This is a genomic window from Citrobacter sp. CK188 (assembly GCF_030333525.1).
Classification (GTDB): Bacteria; Pseudomonadota; Gammaproteobacteria; order Enterobacterales; family Enterobacteriaceae; genus Citrobacter_B; species Citrobacter_B koseri.
The window spans coordinates 1-19,143 of the sequence record NZ_JAOWFU010000032.1; the positions used below are offsets into that span (position 1 = coordinate 1).

The window sequence follows — 19,143 nt, forward strand, 5'->3', positions numbered from 1 at the left end:
ACCTCCTTCGGATTTGCCAGATAACCCGTGGTATCCCCGGTCGGGCGGCTGTTGGCGTTGGGTTTAATCACAATGTTCGGTCTGGTGAAGTGCGCGCCCGGCAGCGGCGCAACGGCCGCCAGCGTGCCATGTTTCTTCCGCAGCTCTTCTATCGGGCCAAAGTCCAGCGCGCGCAGCGGGCAGGACTCGACGCAGATCGGCTTTTTGCCGTCGGCAACGCGGTCATGACAGCCGTCGCATTTGGTCATGTGGCCTTTGGCGGCGTTGTACTGCGGCGCACCGTACGGGCAGGCCATATGGCAGTAGCGACAGCCGATGCAGACATCCTCATCCACCACCACAAAACCGTCCTCGCGTTTGTGCATCGCGCCGCTCGGGCACACTTTCGTGCAGGCCGGGTCTTCGCAGTGGTTGCAGGAGATGGAAAGATAGTAGGCAAAGACATTCTGGTGCCAGACGCCGTTATCCTCCTGCCAGTCGCCGCCCGCATATTCATAGATGCGGCGGAAGCTGACGTCCGGGGTTAAATCTTTGTAGTCTTTGCAGGCCAGTTCGCAGGTTTTGCAACCGGTGCAACGACTGGAGTCAATAAAAAATCCATATTGGGTTGTCATCGGTTACTCCTTATACCTTCTCAACCTGAACGAGGTTCGTATGGGACGGATTCCCCTTAGCGAGAGGAGAAGGACGCTGGGTCGTCAGGACGTTAATACATCCCCCCTGATCCACGCGTTTTGCATCTGGGTCATACCAGGCGCCTTCGCCCAACGCAACGACGCCCGGCATCATGCGCGGCGTCACTTTCGCCTCAATATGCAACTCGCCGCGACCGTTGAAGATACGCACTTTGTCGCCGTTGCTGATGCCGCGTTTTTGCGCGTCCATCGGGTTAATCCACATCTCCTGGCGGCAGGAAGCTTTCAGAACGTCCACGTTGCCATAGGTAGAGTGCACGCGAGATTTGTAGTGGAAGCCCGTTAATTGCAACGGATAGTCTTTAGTCAACGGATCGCTGTAGTTTTCGAAGCCAGGCGTATAGATCGGCAACGGATCGATCACATCGCCTTCCGGCAGTTCCCAGGTTGCCGCAATCTCTGCCAGCGCCTGCGAATAGATCTCGATTTTGCCCGACGGCGTTGTCAGCGGATTAGCCTGCGGATCGTCACGGAACGCTTTATAGGCAACGTGATGACCTTCAGGATCGCGCTGCTTAAAGATGCCCTGCTTGCGGAATGCTTCGAATGTCGGCAGTTCGGGAATCGCCTGACGCGACTGTTCGTACAGATGACGCATCCACTCTTCTTGCGTACGCCCTTCGGTAAACTGCTGCTCCACGCCGAGACGCTTCGCCAGCTCGCTGGTCATCTGATAGATAGTCTTGCACTCAAAGCGCGGTTTAATGGCCTGGTCGGTGAAAATAACGTAGGACATGTTCCCGCAGGAGGCATCCAGCGCGAAGTCCATCTGCTCAGAAGCGGTGCAGTCCGGCAGCAGAATATCAGCATATTTCGCTGAAGAGGTCATATGACAGTCGATAACGACGATCATTTCGCACTTCTTGTCATCCTGCAAAATTTCATGCGTGCGGTTAATTTCGGAATGCTGGTTAATCAGGCAGTTACCGGCATAGTTCCAGATCATCTTGATGGGAACGTCGAGTTTATCTTTGCCGCGAACCCCATCACGCAGCGCCGTCATTTCCGGCCCGCGCTCAATGGCATCGGTCCATAAGAACATCGAAATGCTGGTCTCGACCGGGTTTTCCAGCGTTGGCATACGCTCAAACGGCAAATCGTAAGATCCCTCACGCGCACCGCTGTTGCCGCCGTTAATGCCGACGTTGCCGGTCAGTATCGCCAGCATAGAGATTGCGCGAGTAACGATTTCGCCGTTGGCATGACGCTGCGGCCCCCAGCCCTGGCTGATGTAAGCGGGTTTGGCGCTACCGATTTCACGCGCCAGTTTTACAATGCGCGCCGCCGGGATACCGGTGATCTGCGACGCCCACTCCGGCGTCTTCGCAATACCGTCTCTACCCTGTCCCAGAATATAGGCTTTGTAGTGACCATTTTTCGGCGCGCTGGCGGGTAAGGTTTTTTCGTCATAACCCACACAGTATTTGTCGAGGAACGGCTGATCGACCATATCTTCGGTGATCATGACGTATGCCAGCGCATTTACCAGCGCCGCATCCGTACCCGGGCGAATCGGAATCCACTCATCCTCACGACCCGCGCCGGTATCGGTATAACGCGGATCGATAATAATCATCCGCGCATTTGATTTTTGCCGTGCCTGTTCGAGGTAATAGGTTACCCCGCCGCCGCTCATACGGGTTTCCCCCGGATTGTTACCAAACAGCACAACCAGCTTACTATTTTCAATGTCGGAAGGACTATTACCGTCCGCCCAGCCGCCGTAGGTGTAATTTAACCCGGCGGCAATTTGCGCGGATGAGTAATCGCCGTAGTGGTTGAGGTAACCGCCGCAGCAGTTCATCAGCCGGGCAACCAGTGTTTTTCCTGGCGGCCAGGAGCGCGTCATCGTGCCGCCAAGCGTCCCCGTACCATAGTTTAAATAGATGGATTCGTTGCCATAGTCTTTGATAAGACGCTGCATATTGGTGGTGATAATGTCATAGGCTTCGTCCCAGCTGATGCGCTCAAACTTACCTTCACCACGTTTGCCAACGCGCTTCATTGGATATTTCAGACGATCGGGGTTATAAACCCGGCGGCGCATAGAACGCCCGCGCAGACAGGCGCGAATCTGATGCAGACCGTCATAGTTATCATCGCCCGTATTGTCCGTTTCAACATATTTGATTTCACCGTCCACCACATGCATGCGCAGCGGGCAGCGGCTTCCGCAGTTAACGGTGCAAGCGCTCCAGATAATTTTTTCGCTGGATGCGCTGGGGCTGATAGCGTCAGCCGCATTGGCGATCCGGGTAAATGGCAGAGTCAATGCGCTACTGGCGATTGCCAGCCCGCCTATTGCTGTCGTTTTTACCAGGCCTCGACGAGTTACCTCAGCTGCCAGTACAGCATCGGGGATATTCGTTTTCATGATGACTCACTTTGCTTGCTCACGATTGATAAAAGCCAGACACTTCGTTATGTAGTTATTTATATAACGAATAAATCGCTATATAGTTTTGTATATAATGAATATGAGAAAAATCAGCGATAAATGCTAATCTTCATTCGAAGGTAGTATTACCTCCAAAGGGGTAACCATTCTTGTCCGGTGTCAAACAGGCATAAAAAAAAGCGCCCGGAGGCGCTTTTTAAGCAGAGAGAAGCGGGGATTAGCCGATATATTCCAGTCCGTTCATATACGGACGTAATACTTCTGGAACTTCGATGCGGCCATCAGCCTGCTGGTAGTTTTCCATCACGGCAACTAAAGTACGCCCAACCGCCAGACCGGAACCGTTCAGAGTATGAACCAGACGGGTTTTCTTGTCGGACTTACTGCGGCAGCGTGCCTGCATACGACGCGCCTGGAAATCCCATACGTTCGAGCAGGAAGAGATTTCACGGTAAGTGTTCTGCGCCGGGATCCATACTTCGAGATCGTAGGTTTTACATGCGCCAAAGCCCATGTCACCGGTACACAGAACGATTTTACGGTACGGCAGACCCAGCAACTGAAGCACTTTCTCAGCATGGCCGGTCATCTCTTCCAGCGCATCCATTGACTCTTCTGGACGCACAATCTGCACCATCTCAACTTTATCGAACTGGTGCATACGGATCAGACCGCGCGTGTCACGACCGTAAGAACCCGCTTCAGAACGGAAGCATGGCGTATGCGCAGTCATTTTGATCGGCAGCGCATCTTCGTCGATGATTTCATCACGCACCAGGTTAGTCAGCGGCACTTCCGCCGTCGGGATCAGCGCATAGTTGCTGCTGTCAGCCTCTTCTTCCAGCGGGCGAGTATGGAACAGATCGCCCGCAAATTTCGGCAACTGCCCTGTACCGTACAGCGTGTCGTGGTTCACCAGATACGGCACGTAGTTTTCACTGTAACCATGCTGTTCAGTGTGCAGATCCAGCATGAACTGCGACAGCGCGCGGTGCATACGGGCAATCTGCCCTTTCATTACCACAAAACGAGAACCGGTCAGTTTAACCGCAGCCGCGAAGTCGAGACCGGCGTGCATTTCACCCAGCGTCACATGATCGCGGACGTCGAAATCAAACTCACGCGGGGTTCCCCAACGGCTGACTTCAACGTTGTCGTTTTCATCTTTACCTACCGGTACATCATCAGCCGGTAAGTTAGGAATGGTCAGCGCGATATCGCGAATTTCAGCCTGTAAGCTCTCCAGCTCGGCTTTTGCCGCATCCAGCTCTTCGCCCAGCTTGTTCACTTCCAGACGTAAAGGCTCGATATCTTCCCCGCGCGCTTTCGCCTGGCCGATGGATTTCGATCGAGAGTTACGCTCTGCTTGCAGGTTTTCCGTGTTGACCTGCAAAACTTTACGACGCTCTTCAAGAGCGCGCAGCTTATCTACATCCAGCTTAAAGCCCCGGCGTGCCAGTTTTTCAGCGACTGCGTCTGGCTCATTACGCAGCAGATTGGGATCGAGCATGCTTATCCTGTGCTTATCGAATTAAAATAGGAAACGTGACCACAGCCTGCAGTCACAGGGATACAGTGCCAACATTACCGCAACGATCGCGCTAACGGTAGCGTTTTGTGGGGCTATTTTGATCCTGTTCAGCCAGCCAGGCGAGCTTTTCGCCAATCTTGCCTTCAAGACCCCTGTTTGTGGGATGATAATAGCGTGTTTGCGCTATTTCCGGCGGGAAATAAACCTCGCCTGCGGCGTAGGCGTTTGGCTCATCATGCGCGTAGCGGTATTCCTGGCCATAGCCCATTTCTTTCATCAGTTTCGTCGGCGCATTGCGCAGATGCACAGGCACGTTATAATCCGGGCGTTCACGGGCATCGGCCAGCGCCGCTTTGAACGCGGTATAAACCGCGTTACTTTTCGGCGCACAGGCCAGATAAACAATCGCCTGGGCTATCGCCCGTTCCCCTTCCGCAGGGCCGACGCGGGTAAAGCAATCCCACGCAGAAATCGCCACCTGCATTGCGCGAGGATCGGCATTGCCGACGTCTTCAGAAGCAATCGCCAGGCAACGTCGGGCGACATACAGCGGGTCGCCGCCAGCGGTAATGATCCGGGCATACCAGTAAAGCGCCGCGTCCGGGGCGCTGCCACGCACCGATTTATGCAATGCGGAGATGAGATCGTAAAAGCGGTCGCCTTTATTATCAAAGCGCGCGCTGCGCTCCCCGGCGATTTCGGTCAGTAATGCGGGCAATAATACTCGCTTACCGCTGTCATCCACTTCCGCCATGTCTGCCATCATTTCCAGCGTATTTAACGCCCGACGCGCATCTCCGTTCACCAGTTCGGCGATCGCCCGGCGCGTCTCGTCCGGCAGAACGATATCCTGGCCGCCATAACCACGCGCTTTGTCATCCATCGCCTGATTCAGCACCTGCTCAATATCTTCAGTCGTTAAGGATTTGAGGAGATACACGCGGGCGCGTGACAGCAAAGCCGAGTTCAGCTCGAAGGACGGGTTTTCGGTCGTCGCGCCAATAAACGTAATCGTGCCGTCTTCGATATGCGGCAGAAACGCATCCTGCTGGCTCTTGTTGAAGCGATGGACTTCATCGACAAACAGAATAGTGCGGCGCCCGGCATTACGGTTCTGGCGGGCGCGTTCAATGGCTTCACGGATCTCTTTTACGCCAGAAGTCACGGCGGAAATGCGTTCGACGTCAGCATTGGCATAGCGGGCAATCACTTCGGCCAGCGTGGTTTTGCCCGTACCGGGCGGCCCCCACAAAATCATCGAGTGCAGGTGCCCGGCCTCAATTGCACGAGGCAAAGGCTTACCCGCAGCCAGCAGATGCTGCTGACCAATATACTGCGCTAAATTTTCTGGCCGCATACGCGCGGCCAGTGGCTGAAAGGTATTATCAGAAAAATCGAGCGACAGATTGCTCACTCATGCGCCTCTACTTACGTTGGTCGTCTACCGTTACACCTTGCGGCGGAGTAAAGGTAAATTTTGATGCATCGACAGCGCTATTCTGCTGAGATTTCAGCTGATAGCTGCTGCGCTGATCGTCTTGTTCCACTGCGCTGAACTGATGAATAGTCCCGTCACGACCCACATTAATGGTGAACTGCTTCAGGTTACCGCTGCTGCTTTTTGGCGTCAGCACAAAGTCATCGCCATTTTGTTTGATGTTGTACTGCTGCCAGTCGCTGGTCTGGTTGCGGGCTATCAGCATAAACGGCGTATTGCCCGTCGCATCTTTTAACCAGGTCGCCGTTGCCTGCTCAACAAACGGGTTAAAGAACCATAGCGTTTTCCCGTCAGAGACCAGAATGCTCTCGTCGGGCTGCGTCATATGCCAGTTAAACAGATTAGGACGCTTAACCCATAAGTCGCCCTGGCCTTCCTGAACGGCGGCACCGCTGCCGTCAGTCACTTTTTGTGTAAAGCTGGCATGGAAGCTGCTAACTTTATCCAGACGGCTTTTCAGATCGCTGGCGGCATCCGCCCATACACTGCTCACCACAAAGCCGGAGAGTAATGCGCAGGTGATTGCGATTTTTTTCATCATTATTCCTCAAAATACGTCACTCCCGATGGGGAGTTCCCTCTGCTCTCTATTCCAGGCCAAAAATCAGCATGAGGAAAGAAGAAAATACTGAATTCTTATTTATTTACCGATCTTTGCAATCATTCGAACGGCGGTGGCGCCAGCACCTCGCGGTTCCCGTTATGGCCTTGTTCGCTGACAATGCCCTGGGCTTCCATCTGCTCGACAATGCGCGCCGCACGGTTGTAACCGATACGGAACTGACGCTGAACGCCAGAAATGGACGCTTTGCGTTTTTCGGTCACAAAGCTCACCGCCTGATCGAATAACGGGTCCAGCTCCTCGCCGCCGTCAAAGCCGCCGCCGCCCCCTTCGCTTTCGCTATCCGAGGTGATGCCGTCAATGTATTGCGGGCGACCACGCGCTTTCCAGTCCTGCACCACCGCATGCACTTCCTGGTCGCGGACAAACGCGCCATGAACACGTACCGGCATGGTCGAGTTCGGGCCGGAATAAAGCATATCCCCCATCCCCAGCAGGGATTCCGCGCCGCCCTGATCGAGGATCGTGCGTGAGTCGATCTTACTGGATACGGTAAAGGCGATACGCGTCGGAATATTGGCCTTAATCAGACCGGTAATAACGTCAACCGACGGGCGCTGAGTCGCCAGCACCAGGTGAATACCTGCGGCACGCGCTTTCTGCGCCAGACGCGCAATCAGCTCTTCAACTTTCTTACCGACGGTCATCATCAGATCGGCGAATTCATCGACCAGAACCACGATATACGGCAGTTTTTCCAGCACCGGATGCTGGGCATCCATGCTGTCGCCCGGCTTCCAGTACGGGTCTGGAATCGGACGCCCCATCCGTGCCGCTTCGGCAATTTTCTCGTTATAGCCTGCCAGATTACGCACGCCAAGCGCCGACATCAGCTTATAGCGGCGTTCCATTTCATTAACGCTCCAACGCAGTGCGTTGGCGGCGTCTTTCATATCGGTGACCACTTCGGTCAGCAAATGCGGAATGCCTTCATAGACCGAAAGTTCCAGCATTTTCGGGTCAATCATGATGAAACGCACATCTTCCGGCTGCGCTTTATACAGCATGCTGAGGATCATGGCATTGACCCCAACCGATTTACCGGAACCCGTCGTCCCCGCAACCAGCAGGTGAGGCATTTTCGCCAGATCGGCCACAACCGGATCGCCAGCGATATCTTTACCCAGCACCACGGTGAGCGGCGACGGATTCTCGCGGAATTTAGCGTTATCCAGCACTTCACGCAGGTAGACGGTCTGACGTTTTTTGTTCGGCAGTTCGAGGCCCACGTAAGGCTTACCAGGGATCACTTCTACCACGCGTACCGCAACGGTTGACAGTGAACGCGCGAGATCGCGTGACAGGTTAGAAATACGCGCGGCTTTCACGCCCGGCGCCAGATTCAGCTCAAAACGGGTAATAACAGGCCCTGGGGAATAGTTCACCACGTCAGCTTTAATGCGGAAATCCGCCAGACGCGCTTCGACCAGGCGCGCCATTTGTTCCAGCGCGAAAGTATCGACCGGTTCCACTGCGCTCGGCGGCGGCGTCAGCAGATCCAGCGACGGCAACGGCGTGGTAGGTTTCTGCAACGGACGACTGTCGCCATTACGCATCAACAACGGATGGATCAGGCTTTCCTGCGGCTGTGGCGCGGCCGGTTGTTGCGGCTGTTGATACGGTTGCTGCGGCGCGACGGGCTGCTGTGGTTGTTGATACTGTTGCTGTGGCGCAACCGGCTGCTGATACTGCTGCTGTGGCGCGACGGGCTGCTGCGGCGACTGATACTGTGGCTGCGGCGCAACCGGCTGCTGATACTGCTGCTGTGGCGCGATGGGCTGCTGCGGCGCAACAGGCTGCTCAGGCATCACGCCGGGAGTAAACAACGGCTCATGCGGGCCTTCATCCACCAGCGCTTTCATCGGCGAGAATTCAAAATCATCCAGCGAGAACGGATGGGCTCCCGCAGGCTGTTCCCCGGCATAGCGCTGCTGCTGCGAAGAGGCAAACTGGCGAGCCAGTTCAGCTTCTGCTGCATCCTCATCTTCTGCCTGAGGAGCGTCATGTTGATATTCGGAACCATAACGATGCTGCTGAGACTGGGCGAACTGACGTGCCAGCTCATCCTGCTGCATCTCATCAATTTCATCATCGGTATACTGCGTTTCGGCATCATACTGATGACGCCCCGCCGCACGCGCTTTCTCTTCCGCGATACGCTGAGACGGTAATTTTATGCCATACGAGGCCAGCTCACGGCGGGTCGGAACGCGAACGCGGTTAGGGCGAGGCAGTTGCGGGCCAATCCCCTCTTTAACCTGTGGGCGTGGCGCACCACCGCTTACCGGGCTAAACGCAGGTGCAGCGGATGCCGCCGCCGCGCCTGCGGCCAGCGTTGCATCTTTGACGCCTGCCGCCAACGGCGCAACCGCGGCAACGGATTCAACAGGCGGCACAGAAGCTGCTGTCGGTGCCGATGGTTTAACCGGCTCCGGCGCTTTCGCTGGCTCAGGAATCGGCTGATACCATGCAGCCAGTTGCTCACGCTCACGCGCGCGTTTCTCTTCCACTTCTTCAAAGTAGTAGAGCGGCGGACGGGCGGGTTTAATTTCTTCTGCTACAGGCTCAGGCTCCACCGCAGACGGCGGCTCAACAGCGGGCTGCTGCTGATAATACGTATCCTGAACCGGTTCCTGCGGGTAAGCCGGCTGCGGCTCGAAAGTCGGCTCGTGTTGATAAACAGGCTCTTGCGGATAAACCGGCTCAGGGTGCCAGGGTTGTTCCGCCGCAGGTTCCTGCGCTTGCGGCTCGGTCGGCGCAGGCTGCTGCCACGGTTCATGATGTGGCGCTTGCGGCTGCGCATATTGTGGTTGCGGCGGATAACTTTCCGGCGCGGGCGCAATGACCGGTTCGCCGGTTTGCGGCCCCGGCACAGGCTGCCATTCCACCACCGGTTGCGCAGGCGCGGCTTCAGCACCTGGCACCGACGGTGCAGACATAACCGGATCAACAGGCGCCGCCCAGGCTTGCGTTGCCGTTGTCGCCGCAGCGGCGGAGGCAACAGGCTCCGTGACCGAATGTCCATTCAGCAGAGGATCGTATTCCTCATATTCCGGCTGCGTCGCACGATGGCCAGAGAACAGCACATCATCAGGATCGGCAGCCACGCCACGCGCGCTGTATTCGATATCGTCTTCATCATCCATACGCTTGCCGGAGAAAAGCGCCGCATCCGTGTGTCGCCCACGCGGATTGCTGAACTTCTCTGCCAGCCGCTTACGGCGCGCCAGGGCGCCACGAAGGATACGCGCACGTCGGGATTCGCGCTGTGCGCCCACCGCTTCATCTTCGTATTCGTCATCATCTTCATACTCGTCGTCATCGACCCAGGTGTCATCGCGGCGAGTACGGTTGCTGGCGAAGGTGAGAATATTCAGCAGCCAGCCACCCAGTTTTTCTGCAATGCTCACCCAGGACCAGCCGGTGAAGAGCGTCAGACCGGCTGCCCAGACGCACAGCAGCGTAATCGTTCCCCCGCTGCTGTGCAGCAGAGGCTGAAGCGTGGTGCTTAACAGGCTGCCAATGACGCCGCCGGACGCGAAGTACCAGATATCATCAGCATTAATTGCGGCTAATCCGCAGGAGGTAAGAATCAACGCCAGGACGCCGATAATGCGCAGCGACACGGCAAAATAGTCGATGTAATCGTCGTTGCTCTGGTGCCGCCAGGCAAACCAGCAGCCGCCAACGATAATCACCGGGATGGTGTAGGCCATCACGCCAAAGATAAAGAACAGCGTGTCAGCCAGCCACGCGCCCGGCGCGCCGCCCAAATTATGGATAGGCTCATGCCATGCGGTTTGCGACCAACTGGGATCTGAAGGGTTAAAGCTAAGTAAGGCTGCCATCAACCAGACGGCAAAAAGGGCAATAAGGATCAGCAACGCTTCCAGAAGTCGGCGCCCGCTGCTTAACTTTTTCAATGTGACTTCTTTGTCTTCAGTGTATTCCTGGCTCAAAAAAGGCTCTCCAGGTTTCGGGCTTTTCCTGCCCGATGCTAAAACGGACAACAGCACCGGGTTGCCCCGGCACTGTTGCTGTATGGATTAACAGGAGTGTAATCAAACTACGTCGATTTTGCACCTGTTCCGTGTTAGCGCGTCTTAATTACCAGACGATTGCTCTGTTTGACTTCTTCCATTACCACGTAAGTACGTGTGTCATTCACGCCAGGCAGACGCAGCAGGGTTTCACCCAGCAGCTTACGGTACGCTGACATATCCGGCACGCGTGTTTTCAACAGGTAGTCGAAATCACCGGAAACTAAATGACACTCTTGAATTTCTTCAAGTTTTTGTACTGCGGCGTTAAATTGTTCAAACACATCTGGAGCGCCACGATTCAGAGTAATCTCAACAAAAACCAGAAGTGATGCATCCAGATAATGCGGGTTTAACAGCGCCGTATAGCCCTGAATAAAACCCTGTCTTTCCAGCCGACGGACACGCTCAAGGCAAGGCGTCGGTGAAAGTCCCACTCGTTTAGAAAGCTCGACGTTAGAAATACGCCCATCCTTTTGCAACTCATTAAGAATGTTACGATCGATACGGTCGAGATCTTTGCCAGGGCGCTTCTTGCTATCTACCATTATTATTGTCTCTCTGTATTCCTTCCCTACTCCTGCCTGACTCTACTAACATCACTGTTCAGAGTCGATGCCCATCACAATAGACCGAACCCAGAGGGATTAACGGCGCGCAATGCCAGGGCCTATGGTGAGAAGACCGTTGCCGGATGGCAGCTATCGACATCACGAATGGCGTCTGTCCACGCCATGCGTAGATTTCACTAGCCCGGTAAACATGGTGCTTATATGCATGATTATGCAGCACACACATAACACTGTTTTTTTCTTCCAGAAGATGTTTTCGCAAAACAGCAGGGGATTGTCAAAGCAAAACATCGATTTTTAGTACAACATGCCAGTTATTCATTAAGAGCGGCGCTAAATCGTCATTTTATCACCTTATAACTGGCCGATTTTAAGTAGAAAGCGTTATATCGCAGCCCTAAATCCGCCCATTCATCGGTTCCTGCTATTACACATATTGTTAACAAAATCGCTATACTCTTTTTTTACGTCTGCAAATTCCCTACAATCCTGCCCATTGTCTGCCAACAACTATGGGGATCTCATGGGCACGACCAAACACAGTAAACTGCTTATCCTGGGTTCTGGACCGGCGGGATATACCGCTGCGGTCTACGCTGCGCGCGCAAACCTGCAACCGGTTCTGATTACCGGTATGGAGAAAGGCGGTCAACTGACCACCACGACGGAAGTGGAAAACTGGCCTGGCGATCCGAACGATCTGACCGGCCCGCTGTTGATGGAGCGCATGCACGAACATGCGACAAAATTTGATACTGAAATCATCTTCGATCACATCAATAGCGTGGATCTGCAAAACCGTCCTTTCCGTCTGACCGGCGACAGCGGCGAATACACCTGCGATGCGCTGATCATCGCAACCGGCGCTTCCGCGCGCTACCTCGGCCTGCCGTCTGAAGAAGCATTTAAAGGCCGTGGCGTATCTGCCTGCGCCACCTGCGACGGTTTCTTCTACCGCAACCAGAAGGTCGCGGTCATCGGCGGCGGCAACACGGCGGTTGAAGAAGCGTTATACCTGGCGAACATCGCCGCTGAAGTGCATTTGATTCACCGTCGCGACGGCTTCCGCGCCGAAAAAATTCTGATCAAGCGCCTGATGGATAAAGTGGAAAACGGCAACATCGTGCTGCACACCCACCGCACTCTGGAAGAGGTGACCGGCGATCAGATGGGCGTTACCGGTTTGCGTCTGCGTGATACGCAAAACCCGGACAACATTGAATCCCTTGACGTTGCAGGCCTGTTTGTCGCCATCGGCCACAGCCCGAACACCGCGATTTTTGAAGGTCAGCTTGAACTGGAAAACGGCTATATCAAAGTCCAGTCCGGCATCCACGGTAACGCCACGCAGACCAGCGTTCCCGGCGTGTTCGCCGCAGGCGACGTGATGGACCATATTTATCGTCAGGCAATCACCTCAGCGGGCACAGGTTGCATGGCGGCGCTGGACGCTGAACGCTACCTTGACGGTCTGGCTGACGCGTGCAAATAGTTTTTACAAATCAGTAACAAAAGTAAAAAAGGCGACTATAAGTCGCCTTTATTTTTGCCCCGTTGTAACATTGCCGTGCCAAAAATTCCGATAACTCACCTGCTAAGCGTGCAATGAATAAAACCCGTCAAAAAGAATTGACCCGCTGGTTAAAACAGCAAAGTGTAATTTCCCAACGTTGGCTGAACATTTCACGCCTGTTGGGTTTCGTGAGTGGCGTACTGATTGTCGCTCAGGCCTGGATCATGGCTCGCATTCTCCAGCATATGATCATGGACAATATTCCCCGCGAAGCCCTCCTGCTCCCCTTCATCGTACTGATGTTGGTGTTTGTCCTGCGCGCCTGGGTGGTCTGGCTGCGCGAGCGGGTGGGTTTTCATGCCGGGCAGCATATCCGATTTGAGATCCGCCGCCAGGTGCTGGATCGCCTGCAACAGGCAGGGCCAGCCTGGATTCAGGGTAAACCGGCTGGTAGCTGGGCGACGCTGGTGCTGGAGCAGATTGACGATATGCATGATTACTATGCCCGCTATCTGCCGCAAATGGCGCTTGCTGTCTGCGTTCCCTTGTTGATTGTGGCGGCGATCTTCCCGTCAAACTGGGCCGCCGCGCTGATTTTGCTCGGCACCGCACCGCTGATCCCATTATTTATGGCGATGGTGGGAATGGGCGCCGCCGACGCTAACCGCCGTAATTTCCAGGCGCTTGCCCGCCTGAGCGGGCATTTCCTCGACCGCTTACGCGGTATGGAGACGCTGCGCATCTTCGGGCGCGGTGAAGCAGAAACGGAAAGCATTCGTGTCGCTTCACAAGATTTTCGCCAGCGCACAATGGAAGTCCTGCGTCTCGCCTTTTTATCCTCCGGGGTACTGGAGTTCTTCACGTCGCTGTCCATTGCGCTGGTCGCGGTTTATTTCGGTTTCTCCTACCTCGGCGAACTTAATTTCGGCCATTACGGGACGGGCGTCACGCTTGCCGCCGGCTTCCTGGCGCTGATTCTGGCGCCGGAGTTTTTCCAGCCACTGCGCGATCTGGGCACCTTTTACCATGCCAAAGCACAGGCGGTAGGTGCGGCTGACAGCCTGAAAACCTTTATGGAAACGCCTCTCGCTCACCCGGAACGCGGTGATGTCGAACTTTCCGGGAAAGAACCAGTAACCCTTGAAGCGCAGGATCTGATAATTACCTCGCCGGAAGGTAAAACGCTTGCAGGACCGCTGAATTTCACACTGGCCGCAGGTCAGCGCGCCGTACTGGTTGGTCGCAGCGGTTCAGGAAAGAGTTCACTGTTAAACGCGCTGTCTGGCTTTCTCTCTTATCAGGGCTCCCTGTGCATTAACGGCGTTGAACTTCGTGATTTATCCCCGGAATCCTGGCGAAAACATCTCTCCTGGGTGGGGCAAAACCCACAATTACCGGCTGGCACGCTCCGTGAAAACGTCCTGCTTGCCCGCCCGGATGCCAGTGAACAAGCGCTACAGGCGGCTCTCGACAGCGCCTGGGTCAGTGAGTTTTTACCTCTGTTGCCGCAAGGCGTAGACACGCCGACTGGCGATCACGCGGGTCGCCTTTCCGTCGGTCAGGCGCAGCGGGTTGCGGTTGCCCGCGCCCTGCTGAATCCCTGCAAATTGTTGTTGCTGGATGAACCCGCCGCCAGTCTGGATGCCCACAGCGAACAGCGTGTAATGCAGGCGCTGAATGCCGCATCAAAACGCCAGACCACGCTGATGGTAACGCATCAGTTAGAAGATCTTGCCGACTGGGACGTGATCTGGGTTATGCAGGACGGGCAAATCATCGAGCAAGGTGATTATGCCCAACTCAGCAGCGCCAACGGCGCGTTTGCGACACTATTGGCTCATCGTCAGGAGGACATTTAAATGCGTGCCTTGCTACCGTATCTGACGCTGTATAAACGTCATAAGTGGATGTTAACGCTCGGTATTATCCTGGCCATCGTCACGCTACTGGCCAGTATCGGTTTGCTGACGCTCTCTGGCTGGTTCCTCTCCGCCTCAGCCGTAGTCGGTGTGGCGGGTATCTATAGCTTTAACTACATGCTGCCGGCTGCTGGCGTGCGCGGTGCGGCGATCACCCGTACTGCGGGCCGGTATTTCGAGCGTCTGGTCAGCCATGACGCCACCTTCCGCGTATTGCAACATTTGCGTATTCATACGTTCAGCAAGCTGCTGCCGCTCTCCCCTGCTGGTCTTGCCCGCTATCGTCAGGGCGAGCTGCTGAACCGCGTTGTCGCCGATGTCGACACGCTGGATCACCTCTACCTGCGCGTTATTTCTCCGCTGGTTGGCGCGTTTGTGGTGATTATGGTGGTCACGCTGGGGCTGAGTGTTCTCGATTTCACCCTCGCGATTACGCTGGGCGGCATTATGCTGCTGACGCTGTTTATTATGCCGCCGCTCTTCTATCGCGCCGGAAAAAGCACCGGGCAGAACTTAACCCATTTACGCGGTCAGTATCGCCAGCAGTTAACCGCCTGGCTACAGGGTCAGGCGGAACTGACAATATTTGGCGCCAGCTCGCGCTATCGGGCGCAAATGGAAGCCACGGAATTACAGTGGCATGAAGCCCAGCGACGTCAGTCTGAATTAACGGCGCTATCCCAGGCCTTAATGCTGCTGATTGGCGCACTGGCGGTAATGCTGATGTTATGGATGGCTTCCGGCGGCGTCGGCAATAACAGCCAGCCTGGCGCGCTGATAGCGCTGTTTGTCTTTTGCGCACTGGCGGCATTTGAAGCGCTTGCCCCCGTTACCGGCGCGTTTCAACATCTTGGCCAGGTCATCGCCTCTGCGCTGCGTATTACCGAACTGACCGAGCAGCAGCCTGAAGTGACCTTCCCGGATGGCGAAGCAGCGGCTCCCCGGCAGGTAACGCTGACGCTGCGTGACGTTTCATTCAGTTACCCGGAGCAGCCGCAAAAAGCGCTGGATGCCCTTTCTCTGCAAGTCGCGCCCGGAGAACATATCGCTATTCTCGGACGCACCGGCTGCGGGAAATCGACATTGCTGCAACTGCTCACCCGCGCCTGGGACCCGCAGAGCGGCGATATTCTGCTTAACGATCAACCAATTTCAACGCTGGATGAAGCGGCCCTGCGTCGCACCATTAGCGTGGTGCCGCAGCGAGTACACCTGTTCAGCGCCACATTGCGTGACAACCTGCTGCTGGCAGCGCCAGACGCAAACGACGATACGCTCTCAGAGATGCTGCGCCGTGTCGGGCTGGAAAAGCTGCTGGAGGATGGCGGACTTAACAGCTGGCTAGGCGAAGGCGGACGTCAGCTGTCAGGCGGCGAGCTTCGTCGTCTGGCTATCGCCCGTGCCCTGCTGCACGATGCGCCGCTCATGCTGCTCGATGAACCCACTGAGGGGCTGGACGCGACAACCGAAAGCCAGATGCTTGAATTGCTGGCAGAGGTTATGCGCGGGAAAACCGTTTTAATGGTCACGCACCGTCTGCGCGGGCTGTCACGTTTTGATCAAATAATAGTGATGGACAACGGACAAATTATTGAGCAAGGTAATCACGCAGATCTGTTAGCCAGGCAGGGTCGTTATTACCAGTTTAAGCAACGTCTGTAAGCTATTATTGAACGATCCGACTTGCGTACTGGAGTTCTGCGGTCATGCGCCTGGTTCAGCTTTCTCGCCACTCAATCGCCTTCCCCTCGCCGGAAGGCGCGTTACGTGAACCCAATGGTTTATTGGCGCTTGGTGGCGATCTCAGCCCTGCCCGCTTATTGATGGCCTATCAGCGGGGTATTTTCCCGTGGTTTTCACCGGGCGACCCGATTCTTTGGTGGTCACCCGATCCTCGCGCTATTTTGCAGCCTGAAACATTACACATCAGCCGCAGCATGAAGCGTTTTCACAAACGATCGCCCTATCGCGTCACGCTTAATTATGCGTTTGGTCAGGTTATTGAAGGCTGCGCCAACGATCGTGACGAAGGAACCTGGATCACGCGCGATGTGGTGGAAGCGTATCACCGCTTACATGAGCTGGGGCATGCGCATTCCATCGAAGTATGGCGACACAACGCGCTCGTCGGCGGCATGTATGGCGTTTCGCAAGGCACCCTGTTTTGCGGCGAATCGATGTTCAGTCGCCAGGAGAACGCCTCCAAAACCGCGCTGCTTGTTTTTTGCGCTGAATTTATTCGTCAGGGTGGAAAATTAATCGACTGCCAGGTGCTGAATAACCACACGGCATCGCTTGGCGCTGTCGAAATTCCCCGCAGGCAATACCTTGAGCATCTGGGATCATTACGGCAACAGCGATTACCGGGTCATTTCTGGGTGCCGCGCACGTTATTTTCACCTCAGGCGTGAATGTTTTCGGCACATTTTTTGTCAGGGTGTTATAATTGTGCCGCAGAGCAGGTTATGCCCATTACCCCGCCGCCGTTAAGGAACCGTTCGCGTCAGGTAACGCCCATCGTTTATCTCATCGCTCCCTTATACGTTGCGCTTCAAGTGCGGCTTTGCCGTGTTTTTCGGAGTAATGCGCCAAACCTGATTTGCTGCGTTTTAAACGCGCAAATCTTTACTTATTTAAAGAACTTCGGCATTATCTTGCCGGTTCAAATTACGGTAGTGATACCCCAGAGGATTAGATGGCCAAAGAAGACAATATTGAAATGCAGGGTACCGTTCTCGAAACGTTACCTAATACCATGTTCCGCGTAGAATTAGAAAACGGTCACGTGGTTACTGCACACATCTCCGGTAAAATGCGTAAAAACTACATCCGCATCCTGACGGGCGACAAAGTGACTGTTGAACTGACCCCGTACGACCTGAGCAAAGGCCGCATTGTCTTCCGTAGTCGCTGATTGTTTTCACGCCCGGGTGGCGTAAAGATAAAAAAAGGTCGGTTTATCCGGCCTTTTTGTTGTCCCTTTCCTGCATGAATACCGTTGATGCGAATTAACGTTATTTTTATTCCCCGCTGCGTCCCTTCCTTCTACATTCAATACTGAACTGCCTGTACGGCAGTGAACAGATACGGAAGCCGCCACGAGTCAAACGACGATTTCTAAGCTGCCTGTACGGCAGTGAACCTGACCGTCTGGAACGGAACGAACGCCGGAGATTTCTAAGCTGCCTGTACGGCAGTGAACAGGAATAATATCAGACAATCACGTTGATTTATTGAAGAAAAACGCAACGTCTTCCTGTCAGCCCCTTTTTCACCCAAGTTGTATATATAAAATAAAATCAATAAGTTAGTAACATGAAATAAAAAAGGGTGTATTGCGCTCTGTTTTAATCTTCCACCATCCGCGCATACTCTTCTGTCAAAAAATCCACCAGCGCGCGTACGGACGGCAATAATCCACGGCGGGACGGGAATACCGCATGAATCACCTCTCTTCTGGGTTCCCATCCTTCCAGCAAGGCAACCAGCTCCCCCGCAGCCAGTTGGTCTTTCACCATTAAAACAGGTAACTGAACGAGGCCGACGCCCGCAACGGCCGCTTCACGCAGCGCCAGCATGTCTGTGGTGATCAAACGCGGTGTAAAGTGAACTTCAGCGCGCGCGCCCTGCGGACCAAAGAGTTCCCAGCGGTGGATATGTTTACCTGAAGCCAGGCTCAGTCCGGGCCAGTGATGCAGTTCTGCTGGCGAAGAAGGATTCCCCATACGCTGTACCAACGCCGGGCTGGCAAACAAACGGTGCCCCCTGTCCGCCAGCACGCGCATCACCAGATCGCTGTCTTCAAAAGGACGCGGCCGGACGCGAATTGCAACGTCAATGCCCTCGCCAACCACGTCAACACGGCGGTTGGTTGCTTCAAGTTGTAACGACACATCGGGATAACGCGCCATAAACTTCGCCAGCATTGGGCCGATATGTACATGTAGCAACGTCACTGGACATGTCAGTTTTACAATGCCGCGCGGCTCGACCTGTAAGGCGGCTATCGCATCCTGCGCCGCCTGTGCTTCCACCAGCATTGCCTTACAATGTTCATAAAAGGTCTGCCCGACTTCAGTGACATTAAATTGCCGCGTGGTTCGTTGAATAAGGCGAACGCCCAGCCGTTCCTCCAGTTGCGCAATACGTCGGCTAAGCTTTGACTTTGGTTCATCCAGCGCTCGCCCTGCCGCCGCAAATCCCCCCTCCTCGACGACATGAACAAACCACGCAAAATCATTGAGATCCGGTTTTGTCATTACATTGTCCTGTTTATAGAACGGTAAAGTCTATTTTAGCGACTACTCAGATCATTGTCATAGATATAAGCTTATTTACATCAAGACAACGCCACC

13 protein-coding genes are annotated in these 19,143 nt (G+C 54.8%); 5 read left to right on the top strand and 8 right to left on the bottom strand.

Features of this window, described 5'->3' with window-relative positions:
- From OGV67_RS11050 to lrp, 7 genes are all read right to left on the bottom strand, one after another.
- Window positions 1–614: dimethylsulfoxide reductase iron-sulfur subunit DmsB (locus OGV67_RS11050; RefSeq protein WP_012132456.1), on the bottom strand; the 614-nt coding region annotated here is incomplete at its 3' end.
- Between the two features lie 10 nt (window positions 615–624).
- Window positions 625–3,069, bottom strand: coding sequence for a dimethylsulfoxide reductase subunit A (dmsA, locus tag OGV67_RS11055; RefSeq protein WP_047457787.1), 2,445 nt, complete (start codon window positions 3,067–3,069; stop codon window positions 625–627).
- A gap of 241 nt (window positions 3,070–3,310) precedes the next feature.
- Entirely contained in the window at window positions 3,311–4,603 is a 1,293-nt protein-coding gene (serS, locus tag OGV67_RS11060; protein WP_012133033.1) for a serine--tRNA ligase, read from the bottom strand.
- A gap of 91 nt (window positions 4,604–4,694) precedes the next feature.
- Window positions 4,695–6,038 (bottom strand): replication-associated recombination protein RarA, encoded by a 1,344-nt coding sequence (gene rarA, locus OGV67_RS11065; RefSeq protein ID WP_115614896.1) that lies wholly within the window; start codon window positions 6,036–6,038, stop codon window positions 4,695–4,697.
- Window positions 6,039–6,048: 10 nt separating this feature from the next.
- Window positions 6,049–6,660 (bottom strand): outer membrane lipoprotein periplasmic chaperone LolA, encoded by a 612-nt coding sequence (gene lolA / locus OGV67_RS11070; protein ID WP_047457794.1) that lies wholly within the window; start codon window positions 6,658–6,660, stop codon window positions 6,049–6,051.
- 122 nt (window positions 6,661–6,782) lie between these two features.
- Entirely contained in the window at window positions 6,783–10,703 is a 3,921-nt protein-coding gene (gene ftsK, locus OGV67_RS11075) for a DNA translocase FtsK (protein WP_115614897.1), read from the bottom strand.
- Between the two features lie 134 nt (window positions 10,704–10,837).
- The gene (lrp, locus tag OGV67_RS11080; protein ID WP_000228469.1) at window positions 10,838–11,332 is read right to left on the bottom strand and encodes a leucine-responsive transcriptional regulator Lrp; all 495 of its coding nucleotides are present in this window, start codon (window positions 11,330–11,332) and stop codon (window positions 10,838–10,840) included.
- 547 nt (window positions 11,333–11,879) lie between these two features.
- Between lrp and trxB the strand changes: the two genes are divergently transcribed.
- The 5 genes from trxB (at window position 11,880) to infA (ending at window position 17,702) form a co-directional block, all read left to right on the top strand.
- Window positions 11,880–12,848, top strand: coding sequence for a thioredoxin-disulfide reductase (gene trxB, locus OGV67_RS11085; RefSeq protein ID WP_012133038.1), 969 nt, complete (start codon window positions 11,880–11,882; stop codon window positions 12,846–12,848).
- Between the two features lie 113 nt (window positions 12,849–12,961).
- Window positions 12,962–14,728, top strand: a complete 1,767-nt coding sequence (cydD, locus tag OGV67_RS11090; RefSeq protein WP_112002309.1) for a heme ABC transporter permease/ATP-binding protein CydD — start codon at window positions 12,962–12,964, stop codon at window positions 14,726–14,728.
- Window positions 14,729–16,450 (top strand): heme ABC transporter ATP-binding protein/permease CydC, encoded by a 1,722-nt coding sequence (gene cydC, locus OGV67_RS11095; RefSeq protein WP_115614898.1) that lies wholly within the window; start codon window positions 14,729–14,731, stop codon window positions 16,448–16,450. It abuts the gene before it with no gap.
- A 44-nt stretch (window positions 16,451–16,494) separates the two neighbouring features.
- A complete protein-coding gene (gene aat, locus OGV67_RS11100; protein ID WP_071259513.1) occupies window positions 16,495–17,199 on the top strand; it encodes a leucyl/phenylalanyl-tRNA--protein transferase in 705 nt (234 codons plus the stop codon).
- A gap of 284 nt (window positions 17,200–17,483) precedes the next feature.
- Window positions 17,484–17,702 (top strand): translation initiation factor IF-1, encoded by a 219-nt coding sequence (gene infA, locus OGV67_RS11110; protein WP_001040187.1) that lies wholly within the window; start codon window positions 17,484–17,486, stop codon window positions 17,700–17,702.
- 433 nt (window positions 17,703–18,135) lie between these two features.
- Here infA and OGV67_RS11115 read toward each other — a convergent pair whose 3' ends face one another.
- Window positions 18,136–19,047, bottom strand: a complete 912-nt coding sequence (locus tag OGV67_RS11115; RefSeq protein ID WP_012133045.1) for a LysR family transcriptional regulator — start codon at window positions 19,045–19,047, stop codon at window positions 18,136–18,138.
- Window positions 19,048–19,143: the final 96 nt, after the last annotated feature.

Coding starts and splice junctions, on each gene's coding strand:
- dmsA (WP_047457787.1), bottom strand. CDS start 3,069: ATGAAAACGAATATCCCCGATGCTGTACTGGCAGCTGAGGTAACTCGT.
- serS (WP_012133033.1), bottom strand. CDS start 4,603: ATGCTCGATCCCAATCTGCTGCGTAATGAGCCAGACGCAGTCGCTGAA.
- lolA (WP_047457794.1), bottom strand. CDS start 6,660: ATGAAAAAAATCGCAATCACCTGCGCATTACTCTCCGGCTTTGTGGTG.
- lrp (WP_000228469.1), bottom strand. CDS start 11,332: ATGGTAGATAGCAAGAAGCGCCCTGGCAAAGATCTCGACCGTATCGAT.
- trxB (WP_012133038.1), top strand. CDS start 11,880: ATGGGCACGACCAAACACAGTAAACTGCTTATCCTGGGTTCTGGACCG.
- cydD (WP_112002309.1), top strand. CDS start 12,962: ATGAATAAAACCCGTCAAAAAGAATTGACCCGCTGGTTAAAACAGCAA.
- cydC (WP_115614898.1), top strand. CDS start 14,729: ATGCGTGCCTTGCTACCGTATCTGACGCTGTATAAACGTCATAAGTGG.
- aat (WP_071259513.1), top strand. CDS start 16,495: ATGCGCCTGGTTCAGCTTTCTCGCCACTCAATCGCCTTCCCCTCGCCG.
- infA (WP_001040187.1), top strand. CDS start 17,484: ATGGCCAAAGAAGACAATATTGAAATGCAGGGTACCGTTCTCGAAACG.
- OGV67_RS11115 (WP_012133045.1), bottom strand. CDS start 19,047: ATGACAAAACCGGATCTCAATGATTTTGCGTGGTTTGTTCATGTCGTC.